The sequence below is a fragment of the Variovorax sp. 05T418 genome (assembly GCF_056396385.1).
In genome coordinates, this window is sequence record NZ_JBFTLJ010000003.1 from 174,858 (window position 1) to 201,071 (window position 26,214).

Here is a 26,214-nt window from a genome sequence, read left to right on the forward strand (position 1 = left end):
GCCCATGCGCCACCCCCTGCCCTACGCGTTCGCACGCAGTCAGCAGCTGCTGCTCGAAGAAGCCGACGACGGCAGCCACACGCTGTGGATGTCGAGCCATCCCTCGCGCAGCGCGGTCGGCGAGGTCACGCGCAAGTACGGCGTGCAGGCCTTCGAGGTGCTGGCCGACGGCCCGCTCGCGCAGCGCATCAGCGCGGCCTATGCGCAGGGCGAATCGAGCGCCGCCGCGGTGGTGAGCGAGGTGCAGAGCGACGCCGACCTCTCGCGCATGATGCAGGAGCTGCCGGCGGTCGAGGACCTGCTGGAAAGCGCCGGCGACGCGCCCATCATCCGCATGCTCAACGCGCTGCTCACGCAGGCCGCGCGCGACGGCGCGAGCGACATCCACATCGAGCCCTACGAGCGCACCTCGTCCGTGCGCTTTCGCATCGACGGCACGCTGCGCGAGGTGGTGCAGCCCAACCGCGCGCTGCACGCCGCGCTGATCTCGCGCCTGAAGATCATGGCCGACCTCGACATCTCCGAGAAGCGGCTGCCGCAGGACGGGCGCATCAGCCTTCGCATCGGCACGCGCGCGGTCGACGTGCGCGTCTCCACGCTGCCCAGCGCGCACGGCGAACGCGCGGTGCTGCGCCTGCTGGACAAGACCGAATCGAAGCTCACGCTCGAATCGGTCGGCATGCAGGGCGACACGCTCGCGCGCTTCGAGCGCCTCATCGCGCAGCCGCACGGCATCATCCTGGTGACCGGCCCCACGGGCTCGGGCAAGACCACAACGCTGTACGCCGCGCTGGCCCGGCTGGATGCGAGCCGCAGCAACATCATGACGGTGGAAGACCCCATCGAATACGAACTGCCGGGCGTGGGCCAGACGCAGATCAACGCCAAGATCGAGCTCACCTTCGCGAAGGCGCTGCGCGCCATCCTGCGGCAGGACCCGGACGTGATCATGATCGGCGAGATCCGCGACTTCGAGACCGCGCAGATCGCCATCCAGGCCTCGCTCACCGGCCACCTGGTGCTTGCCACGCTGCACACCAACGACTCGGTCAGCGCCGTCACGCGCCTGACCGACATGGGCGTGGAGCCTTTCCTCTTGAGCTCGTCGCTCTTGGGCGTGCTCGCGCAGCGGCTGGTGCGCAAGGTCTGCACGGCCTGCGGCGGCGCCGGCTGCGAGGCATGCGGGCAGACCGGCTACCAGGGGCGCACCGGCATCTTCGAACTGCTGGTGGCCGACGAGACCGTGCAGGGCCTGATCCACAGCAAGGCGGCCGAGAGCGAACTGCTCCAGGCCGGCGCGCGCGGCGGCCTGCGCCTGATGCGCGAAGATGGCGAACGGCTGGTGCAGGCCGGCATCACCTCGCGCGCAGAACTGCTTCGCGTCACGCGCGACTGATCCGCCCGGCACCGCCATGCCCGCCTATTCCTTCGAAGCCATCGATGCCAGCGGCCAGTCGCGCGAAGGCGTGCTCGAGGCCGACACCGCGCGCAGCGCACGCAGCCTGCTGCGCGCGCAGGCGCTCATTCCGCTGTCGGTCACGCCGGTGGGCAGCAGCCACGTCAACGGCACCGGCAACGGCGGCCTGCGCCGCTGGCTGGGCGGTGGCGCCAGGGTCTTCAGCTCCACCGGCCTTTCGGTCTGGACGCGGCAGCTCGCGGGCCTGGTCTCTTCCGGCCTGCCGCTCGAACGCGCGCTGACCGCGCTCACCGACGAAGCCGAGACCGAACCGCAGCGCAACCTGGTCGCTTCGCTGCGTGCCGAGGTCAACGCGGGCTCGCCCTTCGCGCGCGCGCTCGCGGCCCATCCGCGCGAGTTCTCGCCCATCTACACCGCCGTGATCGGCGCGGGCGAGCAAAGCGGCAACCTCGGCCTCGTGCTCGACCGGCTCGCCGACGACCTCGAGGAGCGGCAGGCGCTGCAGCAGAAACTCATCGGCGCGGCGCTCTATCCGGCCATCGTCACGCTGGTGGCGATCGTGATCGTGATCTTCCTCGTGAGCTACGTGGTGCCGCAGGTGGCGCAGGTGTTCGCGGGCACCAAGCGTTCGCTGCCTTTCCTCACCACCGTCATGCTGTCGCTGAGCGCGGCGGTGCGCAGCTACGGCTGGTGGATGCTGGGCGGCGTGGTGCTGGCCGCCATCGCCGCGCGATTGGCGCTGGCGCAGGAAGCCTTGCGCCTGAAGTTCGACGCCGCCTGGCTGCGGCTGCCGCTCGTGGGCAAGCTTGCGCGCGGCTACAACGCGGCGCGCTTTGCCAGCACGCTGGCCATGCTGGCCACCGCCGGCGTGCCGATCCTGCGCGCGCTGCAAGCCGCCTCCGAAACGCTGGGCAACCGCGCCATGCGCGCCGATGCGCTCGACGCGCTGGTGCTGGTGCGCGAAGGCGCGCCGCTGGCCTCGGCGCTGGCGCAGAAAAAACGCTTTCCCGGGCTGGTCTCGATGTTCGCGCGGCTGGGCGAGCAGACCGGCACGCTGCCCCTGATGCTGCAGCGCGCGGCCAACCAGCTGGGCGCCGAAGTGCAGCGCCGCGCCATGCACCTGGCCACCATCCTGGAGCCGCTGCTGATCGTGGCCATGGGCGGCGTGGTGATGCTCATTGTGCTGGCCGTGATGCTGCCTATCATCCAGCTCAACCAGTTCGTCAAGTAAGTCCGCCAGGAAGCACTGCACGCCATGCCCGTCACGCTCGAAGACAAGCTCGTGGTCGCGATCTCGTCGCGCGCGCTGTTCAACCTCGAAGAAGAAAACAGGATCTTCGAGGCCGGCGACAACGAGGGCTACATGAAGCTGCAGCTCGACCGCATCGACGTGCCGGCCGCGCCGGGCATCGCGTACTCGCTGATCCGCAAGCTGCTGCGCTTCAACGACGACGGCGTGCAGCGCGTCGAGGTGGTCATTCTTTCGCGCAACGATCCGGTCTCGGGCATGCGCATCTTCCGCTCGAGCGCGGCGGCCGACATCAAGCTGCAGCGCGGCGTGTTCACGCAGGGACGCCCGCCCTTCGGCTACCTGCGGCCGCTGCGTGCGCACCTGTTCCTGTCGGTCAACGCGCAGGACGTGCGCGAAGCGCTGGGCGCGGGCTTTCCGGCCGCGCGGGTGCTGGTCGAATCGGTGAAGGCCAGCGATGCCTGGCCGAACGAAGTGCGGATTGCCTTCGATGGCGATGCGGTGCTCTTCAGCGACGAGGCCGAGCGCGTGTTCCAGGCCCAAGGCCTCGATGCCTTCCAGGCGCACGAACTCAGCAAGGCCGACCTGCCGCTGCCCGAAGGGCCCTTCAAGCCGCTGCTGACGGCGCTGCATCGCCTGCAGATGGCGGGCAACGCGCAGATGCGCATCCGCACCGCGCTGGTCACCGCGCGCAGCGCCCCGGCGCACGAGCGCGCGATCCGCACGCTCATGAAGTGGAACATCCGCGTCGACGAGGCGATGTTCCTCGGCGGCCTGCCCAAGGGCGAATTCCTGCGCGAGTTCGAACCCGACTTTTTCTTCGACGACCAGACCGGCCACGTCGATGCCGCGGCGCGCCACGTGCCCGCGGGCCACGTCTCCAGCGGCATCAGCAACGAGCGCTGAGCGCTTGCGCGGCGTGCCCTGCGCCGCAGCCTTGTCATCGCCCGTTCATGGCGATGTAACGCGATCTCCCTAGTCTTGCGGCCTGCCCACCGCGCGGTGCTTCGCGATGCCTTTTCGGCGTTGCGCCTTCGAGCCCGCGCGGCCTTTTTCGGTGCGCTCTCTTCCGGGCGCCCCCGCAACGCGACTCCCAAGGAATCCACCCATGCGACTTTCATCCCTGCCTGCGCGGCTCGTTCCCGCGCTGCTCCTGGCCTGCGTCCTTTCCGCCTGCGGCGGCGGCAGCAACGGCGGTGGCGGCTTCTTCGGCGGCCTGCCTGGCGTGGGCACGCCGGCGCCGACCACGCCCACCACACCGCCGCCCGACACCGGGACAAAGCCCGAGATGCGCTGCGCGCCCTGAACAACATCCCATACCCGAACGACACCATGACCTCACGCCGCAGCTTCCTCACAGCCACCGCCACCACCGGCGCCGCCGCGCTCGCGCTCTCGGCCTTTCCGCCGAGCATCCGCCGCGCGCTCGCCATTCCCGCCAACAACAAGACCGGCACCATCAAGGACGTGGAGCACATCGTCATCCTGATGCAGGAGAACCGCTCGTTCGACCACTACTTCGGCACGCTCATGGGCGTGCGCGGCTTCGGCGACCGCTTTACCATTCCGCTGCCGCAGGGCCGCAGCGTCTGGCAGCAGCTCGACGACACTGGCAAGGAAGTGCTGCCCTACCACCTGGACGGCTCCAAGGGCAACGCGCAGCGCGTGGCCGGCACGCCGCACAGCTGGAGCGACGGCCAGGCTGCGTGGGCCGGCGGGCGCATGTACGAATGGGTGCGCTACAAGAAAACGAAGACGGCGCCTTTCACGCAGTCGATGGGCTACCTCGAAGAGGCGGAACTGCCCTTCCAGTTCGCGCTGGCCAACGCCTTCACACTCTGCGATGCCTACCACTGCAGCATGCACACCGGCACCAATTCGAACCGCATGTTCCTCTGGACCGGCACCAACGGCCCCACCGGCGCGAACGTGGCCACGGTCAACAACGAATGGGATTCGATCGACAGCTCGGCCAACGGCTACAGTTGGAAGACCTACCCCGAGCGGCTGCAGGAAGCCAAGGTCAGCTGGATCGTCTACCAGAACATGCCCGAGAATTTCGGCGACAACTCGCTGGCCGGCTTCAAGCAATACCGGCTCGCCAACGAGGCTTCGGGCAAGCCCGTGAGCAACGACGTGGCCTCGCCCGCCTACGATCCGGCCAGCGACGACGCCGGCAATCCGCTCTACAAGGGCATTGCCAACACCATGCCCGACGGCGGCTTTCTCGAGCAGTTCCGCCAGGACATCAGGAACGGCAAGCTGCCCCAGGTGTCGTGGATCGTCGCGCCCGCGACCTATTCGGAGCACCCCGGCCCGTCGAGCCCCGTGCAGGGCGCCTGGTACATCCAGGAAACGCTCGATGCGCTCACTGCCGTGCCCGAGGTGTGGAGCAAGACCGTGCTGTTCATCAACTTCGACGAGAACGACGGCTACTTCGACCACGTTCCTTCGCCGGCCGCGCCTTCGATCGACGCCGGCGGCACGCCCGCAGGCAAGACCACGCTGCCAGTGCAAGCGCTCGCGCCCGAATACTTCAACCATCCGAATCCGCCCGGCACCACCGACCAGCCGCCGCCCGACGGCCGCGTCTACGGCCCCGGCGTGCGCGTGCCGATGTATGTAGTGTCGCCCTGGAGCCGCGGCGGCTGGGTCAACTCGCAGGCCTTCGACCACACCTCGGTGCTGCGCTTCATCGAGACGCGCTTTGGCGTGAAGGAATCCAACATCAGCGATTTCCGCCGCGCGGTGTGCGGCGACCTCACGAGTGCCTTCAACTTCGCCACGCCCAATACGGAAGCGCTGCCCGCGCTGGCGGGGCGCACGACCAAAGCGGACGCCGACAAGCTGCGTGCCGACCAGCAGGCCCTGGCGCAAGTGGCACTGCCGCTCGACCCGCCGCTGCCGCGCCAGGCCACCGGCACGCGGCCCTCGCGCGCGCTGCCCTACGAGCTGCACACGAGCGCCCGTGCCGATGCCATCGGCGGAAAGATCCAGCTGCTGTTTGCGAACACCGGCACCGCCAGCGCGGTGTTCCACGTCTACGACAAGCTCAACCTCGACCGCCTGCCGCGCCGCTACATGGTCGAGCCCGGCAAGACGCTCGACGACACGTGGAACGCGATGCGCGACGACAGCGGCTTCTACGACCTGTGGGTGCTCGGGCCCAACGGCTTTCACCGCCACTTCAAGGGCGACCTGAACGCGCTTCGCGCCAGCGATGCGGCCGTGCCCGAAGTGCGCGTGTGCTACGACATCGCCAACGGCAACGTGTACCTGGAGATGCGCAACGACGGCAAGAGCGCCCGCAAGTTCACCGTGCGTGCCAAGGCCTACCGCAACGACGGTCCGTGGACCGCGACGGTGGAAGGCGGCGCCAAGGCCGAGCTGCACTGGGACCTGGCAGCGAGCGGCGCGTGGTACGACTTTGCCGTGCGATGCGATGCGGACACGAGCTTCGTGCGCCGCTTTGCCGGCCGCGTCGAGACCGGCCGGCATTCGGTGAGCGATCCGGCAATGGGCCTGGCCGATCTCTGACGGCGCGAGAGAGCTACGCCGCGGCGGTGCGAAGCCGCAGATGCCGGACCCTGAACAGCAGCATCGCCGCGATGCTGACGTTCAGCAGGTTCCAGCCGATGCCGTTGAGGAACGCCGCGTGGTAGCTGCCGGTCAGGTCGAACACCTTGCCCGACATCCAGCCGCCCAACGCCATGCCGAACAGCGTGAACATCAGCACCGTGCCCACGCGCGCGCCGGCTTCCTCGGGCGGGAAGTGCTCGCGCACGATGATCGCGTAGGACGGCACGATGCCGCCCTGGAACAGCCCGAACAGCGCCGAGATCACATAGAGCGACACCAGCCCGTCGAACGGCAGGAACAGCAGCAGCGCCACGCCCTGCAGCGCGCCGCCCAGCAGCAGCGTGCGCAGCCCGCCGATGCGGTCGCAGATCGCGCCCGACACCAGCCGGCTCACCACGCCGAAGCCCAGCATCAGCGACAGCATCTGCGCGCCCTGGGCCGGGCCGTAGCCGAGGTCGCCGCAGTAGGCCACGATGTGCACCTGCGGCATCGCCATGGCCACGCAGCAGGCCACGCCCGCCACGCACAGCAGGCCCTGTGCGGTGCCCATGCTGAAGCCGAAGGGCCGCGTCATGTCGCGCCGCCGCCCGGCATGGCCCGCATGGCTGGCCGGCGCCGCGGCCACTGCCGGCGGCCGCGCGCGGAAGAAGAGCGCGAGCGCCGCCATTGCCAGGCCGCAAAAGAGGCCCATGCCGATGTAGGTCTGGCGCCAGCCCACCGTCTCGATGAAGTGCTGCGCAATCGGCGGCCAGATGGCGCCTGCCACGTAGTTGCCGCTCGCGCACACCGCCACCGCGATGCCGCGCCGCTTGACGAACCAGAGCGAGGTGTCCGCCACCAGCGGCGCAAAGGCCGCGGCGCTGCCGAGCAGGCCGACCAGCACCGCCTGCGCGAGGGTGAAAGACACGATGCCATCGGCCATGCCGCAGGCGACATAACCCACGCCAAGGCTCAGCGCACCGATCAGCAGGGGCCACATCACGCCGAAGCGATCGGCCAGCCGCCCCATCAGCACGCCGCCCACGCCGAAGCCGAGCATCAGCAGCGTGTAGGGCAGCGAGGCATCGGCGCGCGCGATGCCGAACTCGGCCTGCACGGCCGGCAGCATCACCGAGACCACGTACATGCCGCTGCTGCCGACCGTCATGACCAGCAGCGTGAGGCCGAGCCGCAGCATGGCGTAGCGCGAATCCGCCGCGTGGGCGCTTGTCTCGAATGTCTTCATTGTTTTTGCTCCGCGCCGAGGATACCGCCGGGCGCGGACATGCGAAGGCAAGCGCGCGCAATGCCCGGCGGCGCATGGCCGCCCGCGCGCCCGAGAGGGGCGAATCAGCCCGCGAACGGGACCGGCATCACGACATCGGCCGAAGCCTTCGGCACCGGCACGCCGGGCTTGGGCTTGTCGTTGCAGCCGGCCGCCACCAGGCCGATGCAGAGCAGAAGAACAAGGGCTGTGCTTCTCATGCGGCGGATGCTATGCCCGCGGCCTGGCAAGTCAAGTCGGACGCCATGCCGACTGCGCGATGCGCCGGTGCAGTGCCGCGGGCTTCGTCATGCCCCCGTCATCGGATTGCGCGAAGCTGCGTGCCCTCGCCTGCGCTTTCCGCTTTAGCTCCAGTTCCATGACACTCGACCTCGCCGAAATCGCCCGCCTGTTCGCCGAGCGCGGCGGGGTTGCGTATGCGGGCGAGCCGGTGTCGCAGCTCGAGCATGCGCTGCAGTGCGCATGGCTGGCAGAGCAGGCCGGCGCGGGCGATGCACTGGTCACGGCCTCGCTGCTGCACGATCTCGGCCACCTGCTGATCGCCGAGCACCAGACGCTGCCGCGCTCGCCCACCGAGCTGGGCATCGACGACCGCCACCAGTACATCGCCATGCCGCTCCTGCGCGGCGTCTTCGGCGCCGAGGTGCGCGAGCCGATCCGGCTGCACGTGGATGCCAAGCGCTACCTTTGCGCGACACGGCCCGGCTACTTCTCGCGGCTCTCGGCGGATTCGGTGCGCAGTCTCGCGCTGCAGGGAGGCGGGATGGACGAGGCCGCGGCGCAGCGCTTCGCCGAGCAGCGCTGGGCCGGCGATGCGGTGCGGCTGCGGCTGTGGGACGAGGAAGCGAAGGTGCAAGGGCGCGAGACGCCGCCGCTCAAGCACTTCCTGGAAACAGCGGCACGGGTCATGCTGCGCTGAGCACTTTGCGGGGCGCCGGGCCGGTTCAGTCCCGCTTAAGGAACATTTGACTACCATCGTTTCTTCACGAAGTCCGGCGCACCCGCGCCCAGCGAGGAAACCTGCATGTCTTTATCCGTCACGGCGCGCGCCGCCACGTTCGCCCAGGTAGTGAAGCGCGTCTTCACGCTTGCGGCGCCCTACTTCCGTTCCGAGGAAAAATGGCGCGCCCGCGCGATGCTGCTGGGCATCGTCGCGCTGAACCTGTTCTACGTGTACGTGGCCGTGCTGGGCAACCAGTGGTACGGGCGCTTCTACGACGGGCTGCAGAACAAGGACTCGGCGGTCTTCTGGCGCGAGGTGGGCGTCTTCGGCTGGATCGCCTTCTTCAACATTGCGGTGCAGGTGCTCAAGTTCTATGTGACGCAGCTGCTGCAGCTGCGCTGGCGCACCTGGATGACGCGCGACTACCTGTCGCGCTGGATGGCCGACCGCACCTTCTATCACCTCGAGCTCGCGCGCTATGCCAACAGCGACGGCCAGGCGCCCGACAACCCCGACCAGCGGATCCAAGAGGACATGCAGATGTTCACCGACTACACGATGACGCTGTCGATGGGCCTCCTGAACGCCGTGGTCACGCTGGTGAGCTTCGTGGGCATTCTCTGGGGGCTGTCGGGCAGCTTCGCGTTCTCGATGGGCGGCAGCACCTACCAGATCGCGGGGGCGATGGTCTGGCTGGCGGTGGCCTACTGCGTGGTGGGCACGGCCATCACGCACTTCATCGGCCGCCCGCTGATCGGCACCAACTTCCGGCAGCAGCGCTTCGAGGCCGACTTCCGGCACCACCTGGTGCGGGTGCGCGAATACAGCGAGGCCATTGCGCTGGACAAGGGCGAGAAGGTCGAGCACGGCCAGCTCGACCTGCGCTTTGGCAGCGTGCTGCGCAACTACCTGGTGCTCATCAAGCAGCAGAAGAACCTGATCACCTTCACCTCGTTCTTCGGGCAGGCGGCCGTGATCTTCCCGTTCCTGGTGGCCGCGCCGCGCTTCTTCAGCGGCGCCATCCAGCTCGGCCAGCTGATGCAGATCTCGTCGGCCTTCGGCAAGGTGCAGGATTCGCTCAGCTGGTTCGTCGACAACTACGACCGCGTGGCCGTCTGGCGCGCAACCACCGACCGCCTCACCAGCTTCGACGATGCGATGCGCGCACATGCGGCGCGCAGCCAGTTGCTCGAGCGCGACGGTACCGCACCTGCGCTGCAGACCGGCGACCTGACGGTGGCGCTGCCCAACGGCACTTCGCTGCTCGCCGGCGCGGCGCTCGCGGTCCAGCCGGGCGACAGCGTGCTGCTGCAGGGGCCTTCGGGCAGCGGCAAGTCGACCCTGTTCCGCACTTTTGCCGGCATCTGGCCGTTCGCACGCGGCCATGTGAAGGTGCCCGAGGGCGCGGTGTTCATGCCGCAGCGGCCCTACGTGCCGGACGGCACCCTGCGCAATGCGCTGACCTATCCGAATCCGGCCGAGAACTACAGCGATGCCGAGCTGCGCCAGGCGCTGGCCGATGCACTGCTGCCCAACCTCGTGGACCGCCTCGACGACAGCGATGCCTGGAGCCAGAAGCTTTCGGGCGGCGAGCAGCAGCGGCTGTCGATCGCGCGCGTGCTGCTGAAGAAGCCGTCGTGGCTCTTTGCCGACGAGATCACCAGCGCGCTCGATGCCGAGGCCGAGGGCGTGCTCTACAAACGGCTCTCCGACCGGGTGAAGGCCGCGGGCGGCGCCATGGTGTCGATCGCGCACCGCGCGGCGGTCGGCGACTTCCACAACCAGCGCTGGACGCTGGTGCCCCAGCCCGAAGGCGCACCGGCGGGCGGCGCGCGCTACCGGCTGGAGACTGCGGCCACCTAGAGCTGCTGGGGGCGCGAGGCGTAGCGCTCCCAGCCCTTCTTGCGCAACTCGCAGGCCGGGCACTCGCCGCAGCCGTAGCCCCAGGCCTGGCGATGTTCGCGGTCGCCGAGGTAGCAGGTGTGGGTTTCTTCCACGATCAGCTCGACCAGCGGCTCGCCGCCCAGGCGATGCGCCATCTGCCAGGTCTCGGCCTTGTCGATCCACATCAGCGGCGTCTCGATCACCAGGCGGCGCTCCAACCCGAGCGAGAGCGCGAGCTGCATGGCCTTCATGGTGTCGTCGCGGCAGTCGGGGTAGCCCGAGAAGTCGGTCTCGCAGACGCCGGTGACGATCACCTGCAGCCCGCGCCGGTAGGCCAGCGCACCGGCCAGCGTGAGGAACAGCAGGTTGCGCCCCGGCACGAAGGTGTTGGGCAGGCCGTCGGCCTGCATTTCAAAGGCCACTTCCTCGGTGAGCGAGGAGCCGCCGAGCTGGGCCAGCGCGGCCAGCGTGAGCACGTGGTCCTCGCCCAGGCGCGGCGCCCAGTCGGGGAAGCGCTCGCGCATCCTGGCAAGGATGGTGCCGCGCACGTCGAGCTCGACGCGGTGCCGCTGGCCATAGTCGAAGCCCAGCGTCTCGACGCGCTGGTACTTGGACAGCGCCTCCGCGAGGCATGTGGTCGAATCCTGGCCGCCGGAGAACAGGACGAGGGCGGTGGTGTGCAGGGGCATGTCCGTCTCTTCAAAACCGCGATTTTCGCAGCCTTGGCGGCGCAACGTGGCGCCGCACCAACAGCCGCGGCCATCCGGCCCTGCCGATGCACCACCAAAGTGCTATCTCGGGCAGAATCCGCGCGATTCGAAGGAGAGGCAACGCACAACATGCGCGAACAAGGGTCGATCCACGGCCTCGGCGATTACCTGGAGACCCGCAATTTCGCAGCGCTCGATGGGCTGCGGGCGGTGGCCGTCTTTCTTGTCTTCGGGTTCCACTTCGGCGGTCCGCGCTGGGACAAGTTCTCGGGCTGGCTCGGCGTGCATGCCTTCTTCGTGCTCTCCGGCTTCCTGATCACCACGCTGCTGCTGCGCGAGCGCGATGCCACCGGCACGGTGTCGCTCAAGGCCTTCTACATCCGGCGCGCGGCCCGGATCCTGCCGCTCTATTTTCTGGTCTACCTGCTGGTGCTCGCGCTGAGCTACCTCGCCCAGGGCGCGGCCTGGGAGCAGATGAAGACGGCCACGCCCTATTACCTCACGCTGCTGAACGAGTTTGCCGGCTTCGCGCCGCTGCAGATGACCTGGACGCTGGGCGTCGAGTGGAAGTACTACCTGGTGTGGCCGGCGCTGTTCACGCTGTTCGGTTCCACCGCCGCCTCGCGCTTCGGGACCGCCGCATGCAGCCTCGCGCTGCTGGTTGCCGTCTGGATGACCGGTGCCCACCCGGCCGGATTCTCGCCCTGGCACTACCTTGGCATGCTGGTGGGCTCGATGGTGGCGATCGCGATGCACACGCGCCGGACCTTCGCATGGATGCGCGGCCTCATGACGCAGACGGCCGCCATCGCGATCGCGCTCGCCCTGTTCCTGGTGCACCGCAAGTCGCTCACGATCAGCGCCCGCTTCGGCGAGCCGCAGCTCATTGCGTTGTACGTGGTGCTGGTGGGCCTGTGGCTGCCTTCGCTGGTTGCGGCGGACAGCTGGCTGCGCAGGCTTCTTTCGTCGCGCTTCATGCTGTTCGTGGGGCGCCGCTCGTACGCGATGTACCTGGTGCAGTACCTGGCGGCGCAGGCCGTGATCGGCATCTCGCCCACCACGGTGGCGGGGGCGACGCTGCTGTTCGCGTCCTTCGGCGTGGCACTGCTTGTCTCCGACTTTCTCTACCGCCGGTTCGAGAAGCCGATCACCGACTGGGGCCACCGGCAGGCCCGGGCGGCCACCCAGCCGGCCCCCGCCTTGCCGGCCGCATCGGGCGGCGCCGCGTCGGCCTGAACGCGCGGCGGTCTAGAGAAAGCGCTCCAGCAGCTTGCGCGAGGCGCGGTCGAGCGCCTTCACGTCGGGAATGCGGAACTGCACGCCGTGCGCGCTGGCAATCAGCAGTGCGCCGCCTTCGAGCCGGCGGATGTCTTCCTCGGCCTTGAGCACGAAGCTGGTGTCACCGCGGTCGGTGCTCACGGTCCAGGTGCTGGGCACGCCGAAGCTCGACACGCCATGCAGCTTCAGCAGCGTGGGTGCGAAGTCGCGCACCGCGAGCTCCTGTTCGAGCAGCGCGCGCGTCGCCGCCGGCAGGGCCTCGAGGCGGTCGATCCAGACCAGCTCGCGGCCCTCGCTGCCGACCAGCGACACGCCCTCGCCGGGCGCGCTGAGCGGAAAGGCGCGCACGGGCGTCACGCCCTCGTGGCGCTCGCCCTCTGCATCGGTCAGCACCAGGCGGCCGAAGGCATCGCGCTCGAGATCGAAAGTGGGAATGGTGTCGTTCATCATGCGTCTCCGGCGGGATGGGCCGCATGGCTCATGACCAAGGGCAGCTGCGCGCCGGCGCGTTCGTCGACGGCGCCTTCGCTCGCCTCCTCGTCGGCCTGGCGCAGCTGCGCCTGGTAGAGCCGCCAGTAGGCGCCCTGCTTCTCCATCAAAGCGTCGTGCGGACCGACCTCGACCACCTCGCCGCGGTCCATGACCACCAGCCGGTCGGCCTTGCGCAGCGTCGACAGCCGGTGCGCAATGGCGATGGTGGTGCGGCCCTGCACGAGGTTGTCGAGTGCCTTCTGGATCTCCTTCTCGGTCTCGGTGTCGACGGCCGAGGTGGCCTCGTCGAGGATCAGGATGCGCGGGTCGATGAGCAGCGCGCGCGCAATGCTGATGCGCTGCCGCTCGCCGCCCGACAGGCCCTGGCCGCGCTCGCCCACCAGCGAGTCGTAGCCGTGCGGCAGGCGCAGGATGAAGTCGTGCGCATGCGCGGCGCGCGCGGCGGCCACCACTTCGGCGCGCGTGGCGTCGGGCTTGCCGTAGGCGATGTTCTGCGCGATGGTGCCGAAGAACAGGAACGGCTCCTGCAGCACCAGCCCGACGTGGCGCCGGTAGTCGGCCACGGCAAAGCGGCGGATGTCGGTGCCGTCGACCTTGATGGCGCCGTCGGTCACGTCGTAGAAGCGGCAGATCAGGTTGACCAGCGTGCTCTTGCCCGAGCCGCTGTGGCCCACCAGGCCGATCATCTCGCCGGGCTCGATGGTCAGGTCGAGGTCGTGGATCACGGCGCGCGAGCCGTAGCGAAAGCCCAGCCCGCTCATCTCGATGCGGCCCTGCACGCGCTCGATCTTCACCGGGTTGGCGGGCTCGGGCACGTTGCTCACGTGGTCCAGGATGTCGAAGATGCGCTTGGCGCCGGCCGCCGCCTTCTGCGTGACCGAGACGATGCGGCTCATCGAGTCGAGCCGCGTGTAGAAGCGGCCGATGTAGGCAATGAAGGCCGTGAGCACGCCCACCGTGATGCTGCCGCGCGCCACCTGCCAGATGCCGAAGCCCCAGACCACGAGCAGGCCGATCTCGGTCAAGAGCGAGACGGTGGGCGTGAACAGCGACCAGGTGCGGTTGAGCTTGTCGTTGACCTGCAGGTTGTAGGCGTTGGCCACGCGGAAGCGCTCGGCTTCGCGGCGCTCCTGCGCAAAGGCCTTGACCACGCGGATGCCCGGGATGGTGTCGGCCAGCACGTTGGTGACCTCGGACCACACGCGGTCGATCTTCTCGAAGCCGGTGCGCAGCCGGTCGCGCACCACGTGGATCATCCAGGCGATGAAGGGCAGCGGCACCAGCGTGACCACGGCCAGCAGCGGGTTGATGGAAACCAGGATGACCGCGGTCATCACGATCATCAGCACGTCGTTCGCAAAGTCGAGCGCGTGCAGCGAGAGGAACACGTTGATGCGGTCGGTTTCCGAGCCGATGCGCGCCATCAGGTCACCGGTGCGCTTGCCGCCGAAATAGTCGAGCGGCAGCGTGAGCAGGTGCTCGTAGGTGGTGGTGCGCAGGTCGGCGCCGATGCGCTCCGACACCAGCGCCAGCAGGTAGGTGCGCGCCCAGCCCAGGCCCCAGCCGACCAGCGCCGCGCCCAGCAGCCCGCTCAGGTAGAGCCCGACGCGCGCCGGGTCGATCTTCTGCCCGTTCTGGAACGGAATCAGGATGTCGTCCATCAGCGGGATGGTCAGGTAGGGCGGCACCAGCGTCGCGGCCGTGGAGACCAGCGTCAGCAGGAAGCCCGCGATCAGCTGCTTGCGGTAGGGCCTGGCGAAGCGGCCCAGGCGCAGCAGCACCCAGGTGGAGGGCGGCGCCTGGAGCTCGGCGTCGGGCAGGGCCAGGTCGTCGCCATCGGGTTCGGCTGTCGCCTCGGCGACAGTGCCGTTCTCGCGCTGGCCGAAGAGCTTGAGCAGCCGCAGCGCGGCCGGCTGGCTCGCCAGCGTGTAGCGCCAGCGCGCAAGGCGCCCTTCGGCACCCACCAGATCGAGCATTCCAACGCCGGAATGGTCGCTCAAATGCAAACGGAGGGCTGAATCTGATAGTGTCCACTCACACCACTGGCCATCCGGTTGCAGCGCCAGCAGCCGCCGGTCGGTGAGGGCCACGAGCCCAAAGGTAAACAGAAGTTCATCGTCAAGGTCAACCGGCAGTGTGACCAGAACGTTTTCCGCGGCTGCGAGCCGGCTTTTCAGCGCGTCTGAGGCCGCCTCGATTTCGCCCTCCCGGGTGCCGACTGGATCGTGATGTTGCATTGTGTTTCTTTGACTCTTGCCCGTCGCGGGCCGCAGGGACCGCGCCATGGCGTCCTTTGTCGGGCGCCGATTCTGACCGATTGCCATGGGCGCGCTTGAAGGCGCCGCGGTGCTCGGCCAAAGCACATCGAACGTTTGCATGACCCGTTTCGACGACATCCGCCTGCTGCGCATCAACTATTTGCGCGGTCCGAACCTCTGGACCTACCGGCCCGTGCTGGAAGTCTGGCTCGACCTGGGCAAGCTGGAGGACTACCCCTCCAACAAGATCGACGGCTTCACCGACCGGCTCACGGCGCTGCTGCCGGCGCTCATCGAGCACCACTGCGGCGTGGGCGAACGCGGCGGCTTCATCCAGCGGCTGACCGAAGGCACCTGGTCGGGCCACGTGCTGGAGCACGTGGTGATCGAGCTGCTGAACCTGGCCGGCATGCCGACCGGCTTCGGGCAGACCCGCAGCACCTCGGAGCACGGCGTCTACCGCATGGTGTTCCGCGCGCGCGACGAGCAGGTGGCCCGCGTGGCGCTGGCCCAGGGCCACCGCCTGCTGATGGCGGCGATCAACAACGACCCCTTCACCGCCGATGACGTGCAGAAGGCGGTCGATGCGGTCAAGGCCAAGGTCGAGGACTGCTACCTGGGCCCGAGCACCGCGGCCATCGTGTCCGCCGCCACCGACCGCGGCATTCCGCACATCCGGCTCAACAGCGGCAACCTGGTGCAGCTGGGCTACGGCGCCAACCAGCAGCGCATCTGGACCGCCGAGACCGACTACACCAGCGCCATCGGCGAATCGATCGCGAGCGACAAGGAGCTGACCAAGTCGCTGCTCGCGAGCTGCGGCGTGCCGGTGCCCGAAGGCCAGGTGGTGGCCAGCGCCGAGGAAGCCTGGGAAGCGGCCGAGGACATCGGCCTGCCGGTGGTCGTGAAGCCGTCGGATGCCAACCACGGCCGCGGCGTGTCGCTCGAGCTGACCACGCGCGACGAAGTCATGGCCGCCTTCGCGGTGGCCGAGCCCGAAGGCAGCGACGTGATGGTCGAGCGCTTCATCCGCGGCCACGAACACCGCCTGCTGGTGGTGGGCGGCGAGGTGGTGGCGGCCGCGCGCGGCGAGATCATCACCGTGACCGGCGACGGCAAGAGCAGCGTGGCCGAGCTGATCGACAAGCAGCTCAACAGTGATCCGCGCCGCGGCGCCGAAGAGGAATACCCGCTCGACCTGATCGTGCTGGACACCGACGCCAAGCTGCAGCTCGAACTCAAGCGCCAGGAGCTCGACGGCGCCTCGGTGCCGGCCGCCGGCCGCGTGGTCACGATCCAGCGCAACGGCAACATGGCCAACGACTGCACCGACCAGGTCCATCCTGAAGTCGCGCATGCCGCCGTGCTGGCCGCACGCGTGGTGGGCCTGGACATCGCGGGCATCGACCTGGTGGCACTGGACATCGGCAAGCCGCTCGGCCCGCAGCGCGGCGCCATCGTCGAAGTGAATGCCGGCCCCGGCCTCTTGATGCACCTGAAGCCGGCCGTCGGCTCGCCGCGCCCGGTGGGCCGCGCGATCTGCGACCACCTGTTCCCGGGCGATGCGCCGGGCCGCATCCCCGTGATCGGCGTGGCCGGCTCGCGCGACACCGCGGTGCTCGCGCGCCTGGTCGCCTGGCTCATCAACCTGGGCGGGCGCCACACGGGCCTGGCCTGCCGCGACGGCCTGTTCCTGGAGCGCCGCCGCGTCGATGCGCGCGACAGCGCCAACTGGGAAGCCGGCCGCCGCCTGCTGGTGAACCGCGCGGTGGAAGCCGTGGTGATCGAGAACGGCGCCGAGACCATCCTGCGCGACGGCCTGGCCTACGACCGCTGCGAACTCGGCATCGTGACCGACCTCGAAGGCGCCGAGGCGCTGGCCGACTACGACATCACCGAGAGCGACCAGATGGTCAAGGTGCTGCGCACGCAGGTCGACGTGGTGCTGGGCGAAGGCACCGCGGTGCTCAACGCGGGCGATCCGCGCGTGGCGGGCCTGGCGCCGCTGTGCGACGGCGCCGTCATTCTCTATGCGGCCGACCCGCAGGCTGCCGCGCTCACCGCGCACCAGGCCGCCGGCGGCAAGGCCGTGCTGGTGCGGCAGGACCGCGTGGTGCTGGCCAACGGCAGCAGCGAATCCTTCCTGCCCGGCCTCGGCCGGCTGACCGTCTGGCGCGCCACGCATGCGGGCGTGAGCCTGGAGAGCGTGCTGGCCGCGGTGGCCGCGGCCTGGGCGCTGGGCATTCCGCTGAACCTCATCGGCGCCGGCGTCGAGGCCTTCGAGGCCGACCTGCAGGCGGCGCTGGCTTCGCTGCAGCTTTCGCAGACGCAGCCGCTCTCGTCCCCCCAACTGCAACTCGCCTGAAGCGCACCGCCGCCCCATGAAAGTCACCCGTATCCGCGCCTTGCGCGGCCCCAACCTCTGGAGCCGCCACACCGCCATCGAAGCGGTGGTTGCCTGCGAAGGCGACGAGAACGCCATCAGCCGCCTGCCGGGCTTCGAAGCACGCCTGCGTGCGCTGTTCCCCCACATCGGCGAGCTGCATCCGATGGTGCTGGGCCAGCCGATGGCCCTGGCGCACGTGCTCGAGAACGCCGCCGTGGCGCTGCAGGCCCAGGCCGGCTGCGCGGTCAACTTCGGCCACACCTCGCCCACGGTGGAAGAAGGCGTCTACCAGGTCGTGTTCCAGTACAGCGAAGAGGCCGTGGGCCGGCGCGCCATCGAACTGGCCGAACAGCTGATCGCGGCCGCGCAGGCCGACACCGCCTTCGACGCCGCCGCCGCCATCACCGAGCTGCGCGACCTCGACGAGTCCGAGCGCCTGGGCCCGAGCACCGGCTCCATCGTCGATGCCGCCGTGGCGCGCGGCATTCCCTACCGCCGCCTCACCAGCGGCAGCCTGGTGCAGTTCGGCTGGGGTTCCAAGCAGCGCCGCATCCAGGCGGCCGAGGTCGACAGCACCAGCGGCGTGGCCGAATCGATCGCGCAGGACAAGGAGCTCACCAAGCAGCTGCTCAATGCGGCCGGCGTGCCGGTGCCGCTGGGCCGGCCGGTTTCGGATGCGCAGGACGGCTGGGCCGCGGCCATGGAGATCGGCCTGCCCGTGGTGGTGAAGCCGCAGGACGGCAACCAGGGCAAGGGCGTCACGGTCAACATCACGACCCAGGAGCAGCTCACCGCCGCCTACGATTCGGCCGCCGCCTATGGCGAGGTCATGGTCGAGAAATTCCTGCCGGGCTTCGACTTCCGCCTGCTGGTGGTGGGCGACCGCCTGGTGGCCGCCGCGCGGCGCGATCCGCCGCACGTGATCGGCGACGGCAGCGCCACCGTGCGCCAGCTGATCGACGCCGTGAACCTCGACCCGCGGCGCGGCGAAGGCCATGCCACCTCGCTCACCAAGATCCGCCTGGACGACATCGCCATCGGCCGCCTCGAGGCCCAGGGCCTCACGCCCGACAGCGTGCCCGCGCGCGGCCAGCGCGTGGTGCTGCGCAACAACGCCAACCTGTCCACCGGCGGCACCGCCACCGACGTGACCGACACCGTGCACCCCGAAGTGGCCGCGCGCGCGGTCGATGCGGCGCAGATGGTGGGCCTGCACATCTGCGGCGTCGACATGGTCTGCGAGAACGTGCTGCGCCCGCTCGAGGAACAGCACGGCGGCGTGGTCGAGGTCAATGCCGCGCCCGGCCTGCGCATGCACATCTCGCCCTCGTTCGGCCGCGGCCGCGCGGTGGGCGAAGCCGTCATGGACACGCTGTTCGCGCATGGCGACGACGGCCGCATTCCGGTGGTGGCCGTGACCGGCACCAACGGCAAGACCACCACGGCGCGCCTCATCAACCACCTGCTCGCGTCGAGCGGCCTGCGCACCGGCATGACCAACACCGACGGCGTGTACGTCGACGGCCGCCAGACCGACAGCGGCGACTGCAGCGGCCCCAAGAGCGCACGCAACGTGCTCATGCACCCCGACGTGGATGCGGCCGTGTTCGAAGTGGCGCGCGGCGGCGTGCTGCGCGAGGGCCTCGGCTTCGACCGCTGCCAGGTGGCCGTGGTCACCAACATCGGCAGCGGCGACCACCTGGGCCTGAACTACATCACCACCGTCGAAGACCTCGCGGTGCTCAAGCGAGTGATCGTGCGCAACGTCGCGCCCGACGGCTACGCGGTGCTCAATGCCGCCGACGTCAACGTCGCCGCCATGGCCGCCGGCTGCCCGGGCCACGTGATCTTCTTCACCGCCGACCGCCAGCACCCCGTGATGGCCACGCACCGCGCGCAGGGCAAGCGCACCGTCTACGTCGACCAGGACACGCTGGTCGCGGCCGAAGGCTCCTGGCGCGAGCGCATCGCGCTGCGCGACGTGCCCATCACGCGCGGCGGCACCATCGGCTTCCAGGTCGACAACGTGATGGCGGCCGTGGCCGCCGCATGGGCCGTGGGCCTGGACTGGGACACCATCCGCAGCGGCCTCGCGAGCTTCCTGAACGACGCGGCCGGTGTGCCGGGACGCTTCAACGTCATGGACTACCGCGGCGCCACCGTGATCGCCGACTACGGCCACAACACCGATGCCATGCGCGCGCTGGTCTCGGCCGTGGACACCATGCCGGCCAACAAGCGCTCGGTGGTGATCAGCGGCGCGGGCGACCGGCGCGATTCCGACATCCGCGACCAGACCGCCATCCTCGGCCAGGCCTTCGACGACGTGATCCTCTACCAGGACGCGGCCCAGCGCGGCCGCGCCGACGGCGAGGTGATGGCGCTGCTGCGCCAGGGCCTGCAGGGCGCGGCGCGCACGCGCTACATCGACGAGATCCGCGGCGAGTTCGTCGCCATCGACACCGCGCTTGCGCGGCTGCAGCCGGGCGACCTGTCGCTGATCCTGGTCGACCAGGTCGAGGAAGCGCTCGCGCACCTGGCGCAGCGCATCGCGGCGGGCTGACCCGCACCGGGCCGGCCGCGCGCCGGCCCATGCCGGACACGTCCCACACGCAAGGGCGAGTCCGGCCGGGGCTGCTGTCTGTGCCGTCCCACACCCCGCACGGCCTGCACCGGACCACACTGCGTGTCCGGTCGCGCTTTCGGAGGGCGCGCCTCAACCAGGAGCACCCGATGACAACAACAGTTCGTTCCACCCTTTGTGCTGCCGCGCTTCTTGCAGCCAGCGGTCTGCTTTTTTCCGGCGCATCACAAGCGCAAGCGCAGGCGCCCGGCACGGCCGCACGTGCGCAGCAGGAGCGCGCCACCTGCGACGGCGTGCAGCAGGACCGCGCGGCCTGCCTGCGCGAAGCCGGCGCCGCGCGCCAGGAAGCGGGCCGCAACGGCCTCACGAGCGCGAGCCCCAGCGGCTACGACGCCAATGCCATGGCGCGCTGCCGCGAACAGCCCGCGGCCGACCGCGCCGACTGCGAGGCGCGCCTGCAGGGCGGCGCACGCACCAGCACCGAAGGCAGCGTGATGGGCGGCGGCGTCATCCGCGAAACAGTGACACCGCTGCCGGCACAGCCGGTACAGCCGGCCGCACCCGCGCGCTGACCGGCAAGGGCCGCAAGGAACCCGGCGCGGCCCGACTTGTCCAACAGTTTCATGTTTCAGGTCACTCCAAGGAGCACCCCATGAACAGCACCACCCGTTCGATGATTGCCGCCCTGATTGCCGTGGGCGGCCTGGCCGCCGCCACCTCGGCCTCGGCCCAGCCGCGCCGCGGCGATTCCACCTACCAGCAGGAACTCGCGGTCTGCGGCCACAACCAGCAGGACCGCGCGGCCTGCATCCGCGAGGCCGGCGCCGCACGCCAGGAAGCCGCACGCGGCGGCCTGACCAGCGCGCCCGACTACCAGCGCAACGCCCTCGCGCGCTGCGGGCTCCAGCCACCGGCCGACCGCGCCGACTGCGAAGCCCGCGTGATGGGCGGCAGCGGCAATACCCGCGGCAATGTGGATGGCAGCGTGATGGGCGGCGGCGTGATCCGCGAGTCGGTCACCACCGTCGTCATGCCGGCACCCGCTGCCGCGATGCCGGCACCTGCCGCCGCGATGCCGGCGCCGATGCCCGCGCCTTCGCGGGTCCCGCCACCGGCCATTGCGCCCATCGCGCCGATGGAACCGGTGCCGATGCCGGCGCCCATGCCGGCACCGATGCGCTGAAGCGCTGAAGCACGCGATGCAGCGGCGTCCCCGCCGCCCGGACCGGGCGGCGGTGGATGCGCGCACCATGCCCGTCAAGGGCAATGACCTTCGCATGTCACACGACTGTCATAAAGCACGAGGGCGTGCTAGCTATAGTTCTCGGTCTCTGCCTACCGAGGAACACTATCCCATGAATGCCATCAAGGTCGCTCGCCGATTCATAGAAACGGACCCGGCCAACGAGTCGTCCAAGATCCTGGCGCAGCTCGTGTTGGCGCTCGAATCCGAACGCAGCTTCGAGCTGGTCACGCTCTACAGCCTCGACTACAAGAGCTTCGAGCTCGCCATGGACATCCTGAAGGAATGGCGGCTCGACCGCTACTACGCGAGCAAGTCGAAGCTGTTCGACCTGTCCCTGCAAGTGAGCGAGCTCGAGAAGAGCTGAGCCCCAAGCGGCCGGGGCTGCGCGCTCAGACCAGCATCCCTCCGGAAGCTTCGATGCGCTGGGCATTCACCCAGCGGCTGCCCTCCCCCAGCAAGAGCGCGATCACTCCGCCGATATCGTCGGGCTGGCCCGCGCGTCCGAGCGCGGTGAAACCGGCCACCATCGCGTTCACCTGCGGGTTGTCGCGCACCATGCCTCCACTGAAGTCGGTTTCGATCGCACCCGGCGCGATCGTGTTGGCCGCAATGCCGCGCGCGCCGAGTTCCTTCGCGAGGTAGCGTGTGAGCGTTTCCACGCCGCCCTTCATCGCGGCATAGGCGGATGCACCGGCGATCGAGAACCGCGTGAGCCCCGACGACACGTTGACGATGCGTCCGCCGTCGTTGATGAGCGGCAGCAGCTTCTGCGTGAGGAAGTACGGGCCCTTCAAGTGCACGTTGAAGAGCATGTCGAACTGGGCTTCCGTCGTGTCCTCGAAGTTCGCGTGCAGGCCCACGCCGGCGTTGTTCACCAGGAAGTCGAAGCGCTCGCGCTGCCAGGTGGCAGCCAGCGCCGCCTTCACCGAATCCGCGAATGCGGCGAAGGTCGTGCTGTCCCCGACGTCGAGCCGGAGGGCGACGGCGCGGCGCCCCTTCGCCTCGATCTGCGCCACCACCGCCTGCGCGCTGGCGTCGTCCGACACGTAGGTGAGGATCACGTCGACGCCATCGGCGGCGAGCGCCAGCGCGGCGCTGCGGCCGAGGCCGCGGCTGCCGCCGGTGACGAGTGCGATGCGGGACGGGTTGGCGGTTGTGGAGGCTGTCATTTCAAAGTCCTTGGTGGGTTGATCGATGAGTCGATGGATGGACTTTAAAAATTACCGTCAGAAAGATAAATTCCGGGAAACTGCGCACACTGTCAACCAAAATGGAAACAATCCTCGACCATGAACACCGATGAATTGCGCATCTTCTCGAGGGTGGCCGAGCTCGCGAGCTTCAGCCGTGCCGCGGACCAGCTCGGGCTGACCCGCGCGCGCGTCTCGGTGGCCGTGCAGCAGCTCGAGGAGCGGCTGGGCACGCGGCTGCTGCAGCGCACCACGCGCAGCGTGCGGCTCACCGAGGACGGGGCGCGCTTCCTCGACCGCTGCAAGGACTACCTGGCCGAGGGCGAGCAGCTGGCCACCATGTTCCGTTTGCACGCCGGCGGCCTCACGGGTCGGCTGCGCGTCGACCTGCCGAACGCCATTGCGCGCGACCTCGTCATTCCGCGCCTGCCCGAATTCCTCGCGCGGCATCCCGCGCTCGAAGTGGGCATCAGCACCTCGGACCGCCGTGTCGACCTGGTGCACGAAGGCTTCGACTGCGTGCTGCGCGTCGGCATGCTCGGAGATTCGGAACTCGTCGCGCGGCCGCTCGGTGCGCTGCGCATGGCCAATGCGGCGAGCCCCGGCTATCTGCGCGCGCACGGCACGCCCCGCACGCTCGACGACCTGGCGCAGCACCGGGTCGTTCATTTCGCACAGACGCTCTCCTCCAGCGATGCAGGCTGGGAGTACCTCGACCCCGCCGATGGCGTGTACAGGACATGGCCCGTGCCTGCGACCGTCACGGTGAACGGCACCGACGCCTACCAGGCGGCCGCGCGGGCCGGCCTCGGCCTGGTCCAGGCGCCGTTCGCGGGCCTGGAAGCGAGCCTGGCCGCGGGCGCGCTGGTGCAGGTGATGCCGGAGTTCAGCGCGCGCCCGATGCCGGTTTCGCTGCTCTATGCCAACCGGCGCCAGCTCGCACCGCGCGTGCTGGCCGTGATGGACTGGCTGACCGAGATCGTCGCGCCCTACTTCGTCAAGGGGCGCGGCGCCACTGTCAACGCCCCCAGCGCAGCACCATCGGGTCGAGCCGCTTCGCCGTCTCGATCAGGCCGGCGCGCGTCTCGGGGTGCATCGCCGGCAGCGGATGGCGCGGCGCCTCGCAAGCGATCACGCCGCCCTCCTTCATGAGCGACTTGCAGGCCAAAAGGCCCGCCTGGCGGTTCTCGTAGTTGATGAGCGGCAGCCACTGCTGGTAGAGGGCGAAGGCCTTGTCGCGGTCGCCCGCGCGGTGCGCCTCGATGATCGGGCGGATGCCGTCGGGATAGCCGCCGCCGGTCATCGAGCCGGTGGCGCCGGCATCGAGGTCGGGCATCAGCGTGATCGCCTCTTCGCCGTCCCACGGGCCTTCGACGGCATCGCCGCCCAGGCGGATCAGCTCGCGCAGCTTCGACGCGGCACCGGCCGTTTCGATCTTGAAGTACGCGACGTGCTCGATCTCCCTGGCCATGCGCGCGAGGAACGGCGCCGACAGCAGCGTGCCGCTCGCGGGCGCGTCCTGGATCATGATCGGGATGTTCACCGCATCGGAGAGGCCGGCGTAGAACTCGAAGATCTGCGGCTCCGGCACGCGGAAGGTGGCGCCATGGTAGGGCGGCATCACCATCAGCATGGCGGCGCCCATGTCCTGCGCGCGCCGGCTGCGTTCGGCGCAGATGCGGGTGCTGTAGTGGGTGGTGGTGACGATCACCGGCACGCGGCCCGCCACGTGCTCGAGCACCGTGCGCGTGAGCACCTCGCGCTCGTCGTCGGACAGCACGAACTGCTCGGAGAAGTTGGCCAGGATGCACAGGCCGTCCGAGCCCGCGTCGATCATGAAGTCGACGCAGCGCTTCTGGCTCTCGAGGTCGAGCGCGCCCTGTTCGGTGAAGGTGGTCGGCACCACCGGGAAGATGCCGCGGTATCTGGGGGTCATGATGGATCAGTGTGAATGGCGGGGAACGGCGGAGCCTCTGCAGCCCACCAGAAAATCGAAGTCGCAGCCTTCGTCGGCCTGCAGCACGTGGTTGACGTAGAGCTTCTGGTAGCCGCCGCCGCGCGTGCTCATGGGCTGCGCGTCGGTGCTGGTGAGCGACGCCAGGCGCGCGGCCAGCTCTTCGTCGCTGATGTCCAGGTGCAGGCGGCCCGCATCGCAGTCGAGCTCGATCCAGTCGCCGTCGCGCACCGCCGCGAGCGGTCCGCCGTCGGCCGCCTCGGGCGCGACGTGCAGCACCACCGTGCCGTAGGCCGTGCCGCTCATGCGTGCATCCGAGATGCGCACCATGTCCTTCACGCCCTGCCGCAGCAGCTTGGGCGGCAGGCCCATGTTGCCGACCTCGGCCATGCCGGGGTAGCCCTTGGGGCCGCAGTTCTTCATCACCATCACCGAGCTGGCGTCGATCTCGAGGTTTTCATCGACGATGCGCTCCTTGTAGTGCTCCAGGTTCTCGAACACCACCGCGCGGCCGCGGTGCTTGAGCAGTTCGGGCGATGCGGCCGAGGGCTTGAGCACCGCGCCGCGCGGCGACAAATTGCCGCGCAGGATGCGGATGCCGCCGTCGGCGATCAGCGGCTTGTCGAGCGGGCGGATCACCTCGTCGTTGAGGCTCGGCGCCTCGCGCACGTTGTCCCAGATCGACTGGCCGTTGACGGTGAGCGCGCCGGGGTGCGGCAAGAGACCGTTCTCGCCCAGGCGCCGCAGCACCGCGGGCAGGCCGCCCGCGTAGTAGAACTCCTCCATCAGGAAGCGGCCCGAAGGCAGCAGGTCGACGATGGTCGGCGTGTTGCTGCCGATGCGCGTCCAGTCCTCGAGTTCCAGGCCGACGCCGATGCGCCCCGCAATGGCCTTCAGGTGGATCACCGCATTGGTCGACCCGCCGATGGCGGCATTGACGCGAATGGCATTCTCGAAGGCCTCGCGCGTGAGGATCTTCGACAGCGTGAGCCCCTCCTTCGCCATCTCGACCGCGCGCATGCCCGACATCTGCGCGAGCACGTAGCGCCGCGCATCGACCGCGGGAATGGCCGCGTTGTGCGGCAGCGAGGTGCCCAGCGCCTCGGCCATGCAGGCCATGGTCGAGGCCGTGCCCATGGTGTTGCAGGTGCCGGCCGAACGCGACATGCCGCCTTCGGCCGAGAGGAACTGGTGCAGGTTGATCTCGCCGGCCTTGAGCGACTCGTGCAGCTGCCACACGGCCGTGCCCGAGCCGATGTCCTTGCCGTCGAGCTTGCCGTTGAGCATGGGCCCGCCCGTGACCACGATGGCCGGGATGTCGCAGCTCGCGGCGCCCATCAGCAATGCGGGCGTGGTCTTGTCGCAGCCCGTGAGCAGCACCACCGCATCGACCGGGTTGCCGCGGATCGCCTCTTCGACGTCCATGCTCGCAAGGTTGCGCGTGAGCATGGCGGTGGGCCGCAGGTTCGATTCGCCGTTGGAGAAAACCGGAAACTCGACCGGAAAGCCGCCCGCCTCCGAGATGCCGCGCTTCACATGCTCGGCGATCTTGCGGAAGTGCGCATTGCAGGGCGTGAGCTCCGACCAGGTGTTGCAGATGCCGATGATTGGCCGGCCGTCGAACTCATGGTCCGGTATGCCCTGGTTCTTCATCCAGCTGCGGTACATGAAGCCGTTCTTGTCGGCCGAGCCGAACCATTCGGTCGAGCGCAGCTTCTTCTTGGGGGTTTGGTCCGGCATGCGGAGGTTCCTGAAAGCGAGAGAAAAAAGGAAGAACGCG

The 26,214-nt window shown here is 69.2% G+C and carries 21 protein-coding genes and 1 pseudogene; 14 read left to right on the plus strand and 8 right to left on the minus strand.

Going from position 1 to position 26,214, the window contains the following annotated elements; all coding sequences use genetic code 11:
* The first annotated feature begins 4 nt into the window (after positions 1–4).
* The 5 genes from AC1DMS_RS06810 (at position 5) to AC1DMS_RS06830 (ending at position 6,203) form a co-directional block, all read left to right on the plus strand.
* Complete coding sequence (locus tag AC1DMS_RS06810) at positions 5–1,396, plus strand: GspE/PulE family protein (protein ID WP_319429979.1); 1,392 nt, start codon at positions 5–7, stop codon at positions 1,394–1,396.
* A gap of 16 nt (positions 1,397–1,412) precedes the next feature.
* Positions 1,413–2,648 (plus strand): type II secretion system inner membrane protein GspF, encoded by a 1,236-nt coding sequence (gspF, locus tag AC1DMS_RS06815; protein WP_369664233.1) that lies wholly within the window; start codon positions 1,413–1,415, stop codon positions 2,646–2,648.
* 24 nt (positions 2,649–2,672) lie between these two features.
* Positions 2,673–3,572: a 5'-nucleotidase gene (locus AC1DMS_RS06820; protein ID WP_412510431.1), complete on the plus strand. Its 900-nt coding sequence runs from the start codon at positions 2,673–2,675 to the stop codon at positions 3,570–3,572.
* 202 nt (positions 3,573–3,774) lie between these two features.
* Positions 3,775–3,972 (plus strand): hypothetical protein, encoded by a 198-nt coding sequence (locus AC1DMS_RS06825; RefSeq protein ID WP_012746218.1) that lies wholly within the window; start codon positions 3,775–3,777, stop codon positions 3,970–3,972.
* 26 nt (positions 3,973–3,998) lie between these two features.
* On the plus strand, positions 3,999–6,203 hold the full coding sequence (locus AC1DMS_RS06830) for a phosphocholine-specific phospholipase C (RefSeq protein ID WP_018903573.1): 2,205 nt from the start codon (positions 3,999–4,001) through the stop codon (positions 6,201–6,203).
* Between the two features lie 13 nt (positions 6,204–6,216).
* Here the strand turns inward: AC1DMS_RS06830 and AC1DMS_RS06835 are convergent, their stop codons facing one another.
* Both AC1DMS_RS06835 and AC1DMS_RS06840 read right to left on the minus strand, forming a co-directional pair.
* Positions 6,217–7,470: an MFS transporter gene (locus tag AC1DMS_RS06835; protein ID WP_012746216.1), complete on the minus strand. Its 1,254-nt coding sequence runs from the start codon at positions 7,468–7,470 to the stop codon at positions 6,217–6,219.
* Positions 7,471–7,574: 104 nt separating this feature from the next.
* Positions 7,575–7,709 carry a hypothetical protein gene (locus tag AC1DMS_RS06840; RefSeq protein ID WP_012746215.1) on the minus strand — a complete coding sequence of 45 codons (135 nt, stop codon included), beginning with the start codon at positions 7,707–7,709 and terminating at the stop codon, positions 7,575–7,577.
* A 158-nt stretch (positions 7,710–7,867) separates the two neighbouring features.
* Here AC1DMS_RS06840 and AC1DMS_RS06845 point away from each other — a divergent pair, with 158 nt between their 5' ends.
* Together AC1DMS_RS06845 and AC1DMS_RS06850 are read left to right on the plus strand one after the other, a co-directional pair.
* Positions 7,868–8,428: a phosphonate degradation HD-domain oxygenase gene (locus AC1DMS_RS06845; RefSeq protein WP_018903574.1), complete on the plus strand. Its 561-nt coding sequence runs from the start codon at positions 7,868–7,870 to the stop codon at positions 8,426–8,428.
* Positions 8,429–8,533: 105 nt separating this feature from the next.
* Positions 8,534–10,315, plus strand: a complete 1,782-nt coding sequence (locus AC1DMS_RS06850) for an ABC transporter ATP-binding protein/permease (RefSeq protein ID WP_018903575.1) — start codon at positions 8,534–8,536, stop codon at positions 10,313–10,315.
* On the opposite strand, the gene queC is transcribed toward AC1DMS_RS06850, so the two are convergent.
* The gene (queC, locus tag AC1DMS_RS06855) at positions 10,312–11,025 is read right to left on the minus strand and encodes a 7-cyano-7-deazaguanine synthase QueC (protein ID WP_018903576.1); all 714 of its coding nucleotides are present in this window, start codon (positions 11,023–11,025) and stop codon (positions 10,312–10,314) included. The two genes, AC1DMS_RS06850 and queC, sit on opposite strands and share 4 nt — an antisense overlap.
* A 150-nt stretch (positions 11,026–11,175) precedes the next feature.
* On the opposite strand from queC, the gene AC1DMS_RS06860 reads away from it, so the two are divergent.
* Positions 11,176–12,282 carry an acyltransferase family protein gene (locus tag AC1DMS_RS06860; RefSeq protein WP_018903577.1) on the plus strand — a complete coding sequence of 369 codons (1,107 nt, stop codon included), beginning with the start codon at positions 11,176–11,178 and terminating at the stop codon, positions 12,280–12,282.
* A gap of 12 nt (positions 12,283–12,294) precedes the next feature.
* On the opposite strand, the gene AC1DMS_RS06865 is transcribed toward AC1DMS_RS06860, so the two are convergent.
* Both AC1DMS_RS06865 and AC1DMS_RS06870 read right to left on the minus strand, forming a co-directional pair.
* The gene (locus tag AC1DMS_RS06865; protein ID WP_018903578.1) at positions 12,295–12,771 is read right to left on the minus strand and encodes a cyanophycin metabolism-associated DUF1854 family protein; all 477 of its coding nucleotides are present in this window, start codon (positions 12,769–12,771) and stop codon (positions 12,295–12,297) included.
* Positions 12,771–15,053: a cyanophycin metabolism-associated ABC transporter gene (locus tag AC1DMS_RS06870; protein ID WP_018903579.1), complete on the minus strand. Its 2,283-nt coding sequence runs from the start codon at positions 15,051–15,053 to the stop codon at positions 12,771–12,773. Before AC1DMS_RS06870 ends, AC1DMS_RS06865 begins: the two co-directional genes overlap by 1 nt.
* Before the next feature lie 139 nt (positions 15,054–15,192).
* Between AC1DMS_RS06870 and AC1DMS_RS06875 the strand changes: the two genes are divergently transcribed.
* From AC1DMS_RS06875 to AC1DMS_RS06895, 5 genes are all read left to right on the plus strand, one after another.
* Positions 15,193–17,439: a cyanophycin synthetase gene (locus tag AC1DMS_RS06875; RefSeq protein ID WP_478180835.1), complete on the plus strand. Its 2,247-nt coding sequence runs from the start codon at positions 15,193–15,195 to the stop codon at positions 17,437–17,439.
* 16 nt (positions 17,440–17,455) lie between these two features.
* Positions 17,456–20,023, plus strand: coding sequence for a cyanophycin synthetase (gene cphA, locus AC1DMS_RS06880; RefSeq protein ID WP_012746207.1), 2,568 nt, complete (start codon positions 17,456–17,458; stop codon positions 20,021–20,023).
* A 170-nt stretch (positions 20,024–20,193) separates the two neighbouring features.
* Positions 20,194–20,616: a hypothetical protein gene (locus AC1DMS_RS06885; RefSeq protein WP_307593728.1), complete on the plus strand. Its 423-nt coding sequence runs from the start codon at positions 20,194–20,196 to the stop codon at positions 20,614–20,616.
* An 80-nt stretch (positions 20,617–20,696) separates the two neighbouring features.
* Positions 20,697–21,227: a hypothetical protein gene (locus tag AC1DMS_RS06890; protein ID WP_012746205.1), complete on the plus strand. Its 531-nt coding sequence runs from the start codon at positions 20,697–20,699 to the stop codon at positions 21,225–21,227.
* A 172-nt stretch (positions 21,228–21,399) separates the two neighbouring features.
* Positions 21,400–21,654, plus strand: a complete 255-nt coding sequence (locus AC1DMS_RS06895; RefSeq protein WP_018903584.1) for a hypothetical protein — start codon at positions 21,400–21,402, stop codon at positions 21,652–21,654.
* A 25-nt stretch (positions 21,655–21,679) separates the two neighbouring features.
* Here AC1DMS_RS06895 and AC1DMS_RS06900 read toward each other — a convergent pair whose 3' ends face one another.
* Positions 21,680–22,459 carry an SDR family NAD(P)-dependent oxidoreductase gene (locus AC1DMS_RS06900; protein ID WP_436288921.1) on the minus strand — a complete coding sequence of 260 codons (780 nt, stop codon included), beginning with the start codon at positions 22,457–22,459 and terminating at the stop codon, positions 21,680–21,682.
* Positions 22,460–22,579: 120 nt separating this feature from the next.
* On the opposite strand from AC1DMS_RS06900, the pseudogene AC1DMS_RS06905 reads away from it, so the two are divergent.
* Positions 22,580–23,446, plus strand: a pseudogene (locus AC1DMS_RS06905) (LysR family transcriptional regulator); the annotation flags it as partial.
* Between the two features lie 52 nt (positions 23,447–23,498).
* Here the strand turns inward: AC1DMS_RS06905 and AC1DMS_RS06910 are convergent.
* The gene (locus AC1DMS_RS06910; protein ID WP_436288920.1) at positions 23,499–24,416 is read right to left on the minus strand and encodes a dihydrodipicolinate synthase family protein; all 918 of its coding nucleotides are present in this window, start codon (positions 24,414–24,416) and stop codon (positions 23,499–23,501) included.
* Between the two features lie 6 nt (positions 24,417–24,422).
* A complete protein-coding gene (locus tag AC1DMS_RS06915) occupies positions 24,423–26,174 on the minus strand; it encodes an IlvD/Edd family dehydratase (protein WP_436288919.1) in 1,752 nt (583 codons plus the stop codon).
* Between the last annotated feature and the right edge of the window lie 40 nt (positions 26,175–26,214).

Bases quoted from the DNA above. Each gene is read 5' to 3' on its own strand.
- AC1DMS_RS06810 (WP_319429979.1), top strand. From the start codon at position 5: ATGCGCCACCCCCTGCCCTACGCGTTCGCACGCAGTCAGCAGCTGCTG.
- gspF (WP_369664233.1), top strand. From the start codon at position 1,413: ATGCCCGCCTATTCCTTCGAAGCCATCGATGCCAGCGGCCAGTCGCGC.
- AC1DMS_RS06820 (WP_412510431.1), top strand. From the start codon at position 2,673: ATGCCCGTCACGCTCGAAGACAAGCTCGTGGTCGCGATCTCGTCGCGC.
- AC1DMS_RS06825 (WP_012746218.1), top strand. From the start codon at position 3,775: ATGCGACTTTCATCCCTGCCTGCGCGGCTCGTTCCCGCGCTGCTCCTG.
- AC1DMS_RS06830 (WP_018903573.1), top strand. From the start codon at position 3,999: ATGACCTCACGCCGCAGCTTCCTCACAGCCACCGCCACCACCGGCGCC.
- AC1DMS_RS06835 (WP_012746216.1), bottom strand. From the start codon at position 7,470: ATGAAGACATTCGAGACAAGCGCCCACGCGGCGGATTCGCGCTACGCC.
- AC1DMS_RS06840 (WP_012746215.1), bottom strand. From the start codon at position 7,709: ATGAGAAGCACAGCCCTTGTTCTTCTGCTCTGCATCGGCCTGGTGGCG.
- AC1DMS_RS06845 (WP_018903574.1), top strand. From the start codon at position 7,868: ATGACACTCGACCTCGCCGAAATCGCCCGCCTGTTCGCCGAGCGCGGC.
- AC1DMS_RS06850 (WP_018903575.1), top strand. From the start codon at position 8,534: ATGTCTTTATCCGTCACGGCGCGCGCCGCCACGTTCGCCCAGGTAGTG.
- queC (WP_018903576.1), bottom strand. From the start codon at position 11,025: ATGCCCCTGCACACCACCGCCCTCGTCCTGTTCTCCGGCGGCCAGGAT.
- AC1DMS_RS06860 (WP_018903577.1), top strand. From the start codon at position 11,176: ATGCGCGAACAAGGGTCGATCCACGGCCTCGGCGATTACCTGGAGACC.
- AC1DMS_RS06865 (WP_018903578.1), bottom strand. From the start codon at position 12,771: ATGAACGACACCATTCCCACTTTCGATCTCGAGCGCGATGCCTTCGGC.
- AC1DMS_RS06870 (WP_018903579.1), bottom strand. From the start codon at position 15,053: ATGCAACATCACGATCCAGTCGGCACCCGGGAGGGCGAAATCGAGGCG.
- AC1DMS_RS06875 (WP_478180835.1), top strand. From the start codon at position 15,193: ATGACCCGTTTCGACGACATCCGCCTGCTGCGCATCAACTATTTGCGC.
- cphA (WP_012746207.1), top strand. From the start codon at position 17,456: ATGAAAGTCACCCGTATCCGCGCCTTGCGCGGCCCCAACCTCTGGAGC.
- AC1DMS_RS06885 (WP_307593728.1), top strand. From the start codon at position 20,194: ATGACAACAACAGTTCGTTCCACCCTTTGTGCTGCCGCGCTTCTTGCA.
- AC1DMS_RS06890 (WP_012746205.1), top strand. From the start codon at position 20,697: ATGAACAGCACCACCCGTTCGATGATTGCCGCCCTGATTGCCGTGGGC.
- AC1DMS_RS06895 (WP_018903584.1), top strand. From the start codon at position 21,400: ATGAATGCCATCAAGGTCGCTCGCCGATTCATAGAAACGGACCCGGCC.
- AC1DMS_RS06900 (WP_436288921.1), bottom strand. From the start codon at position 22,459: ATGACAGCCTCCACAACCGCCAACCCGTCCCGCATCGCACTCGTCACC.
- AC1DMS_RS06910 (WP_436288920.1), bottom strand. From the start codon at position 24,416: ATGACCCCCAGATACCGCGGCATCTTCCCGGTGGTGCCGACCACCTTC.
- AC1DMS_RS06915 (WP_436288919.1), bottom strand. From the start codon at position 26,174: ATGCCGGACCAAACCCCCAAGAAGAAGCTGCGCTCGACCGAATGGTTC.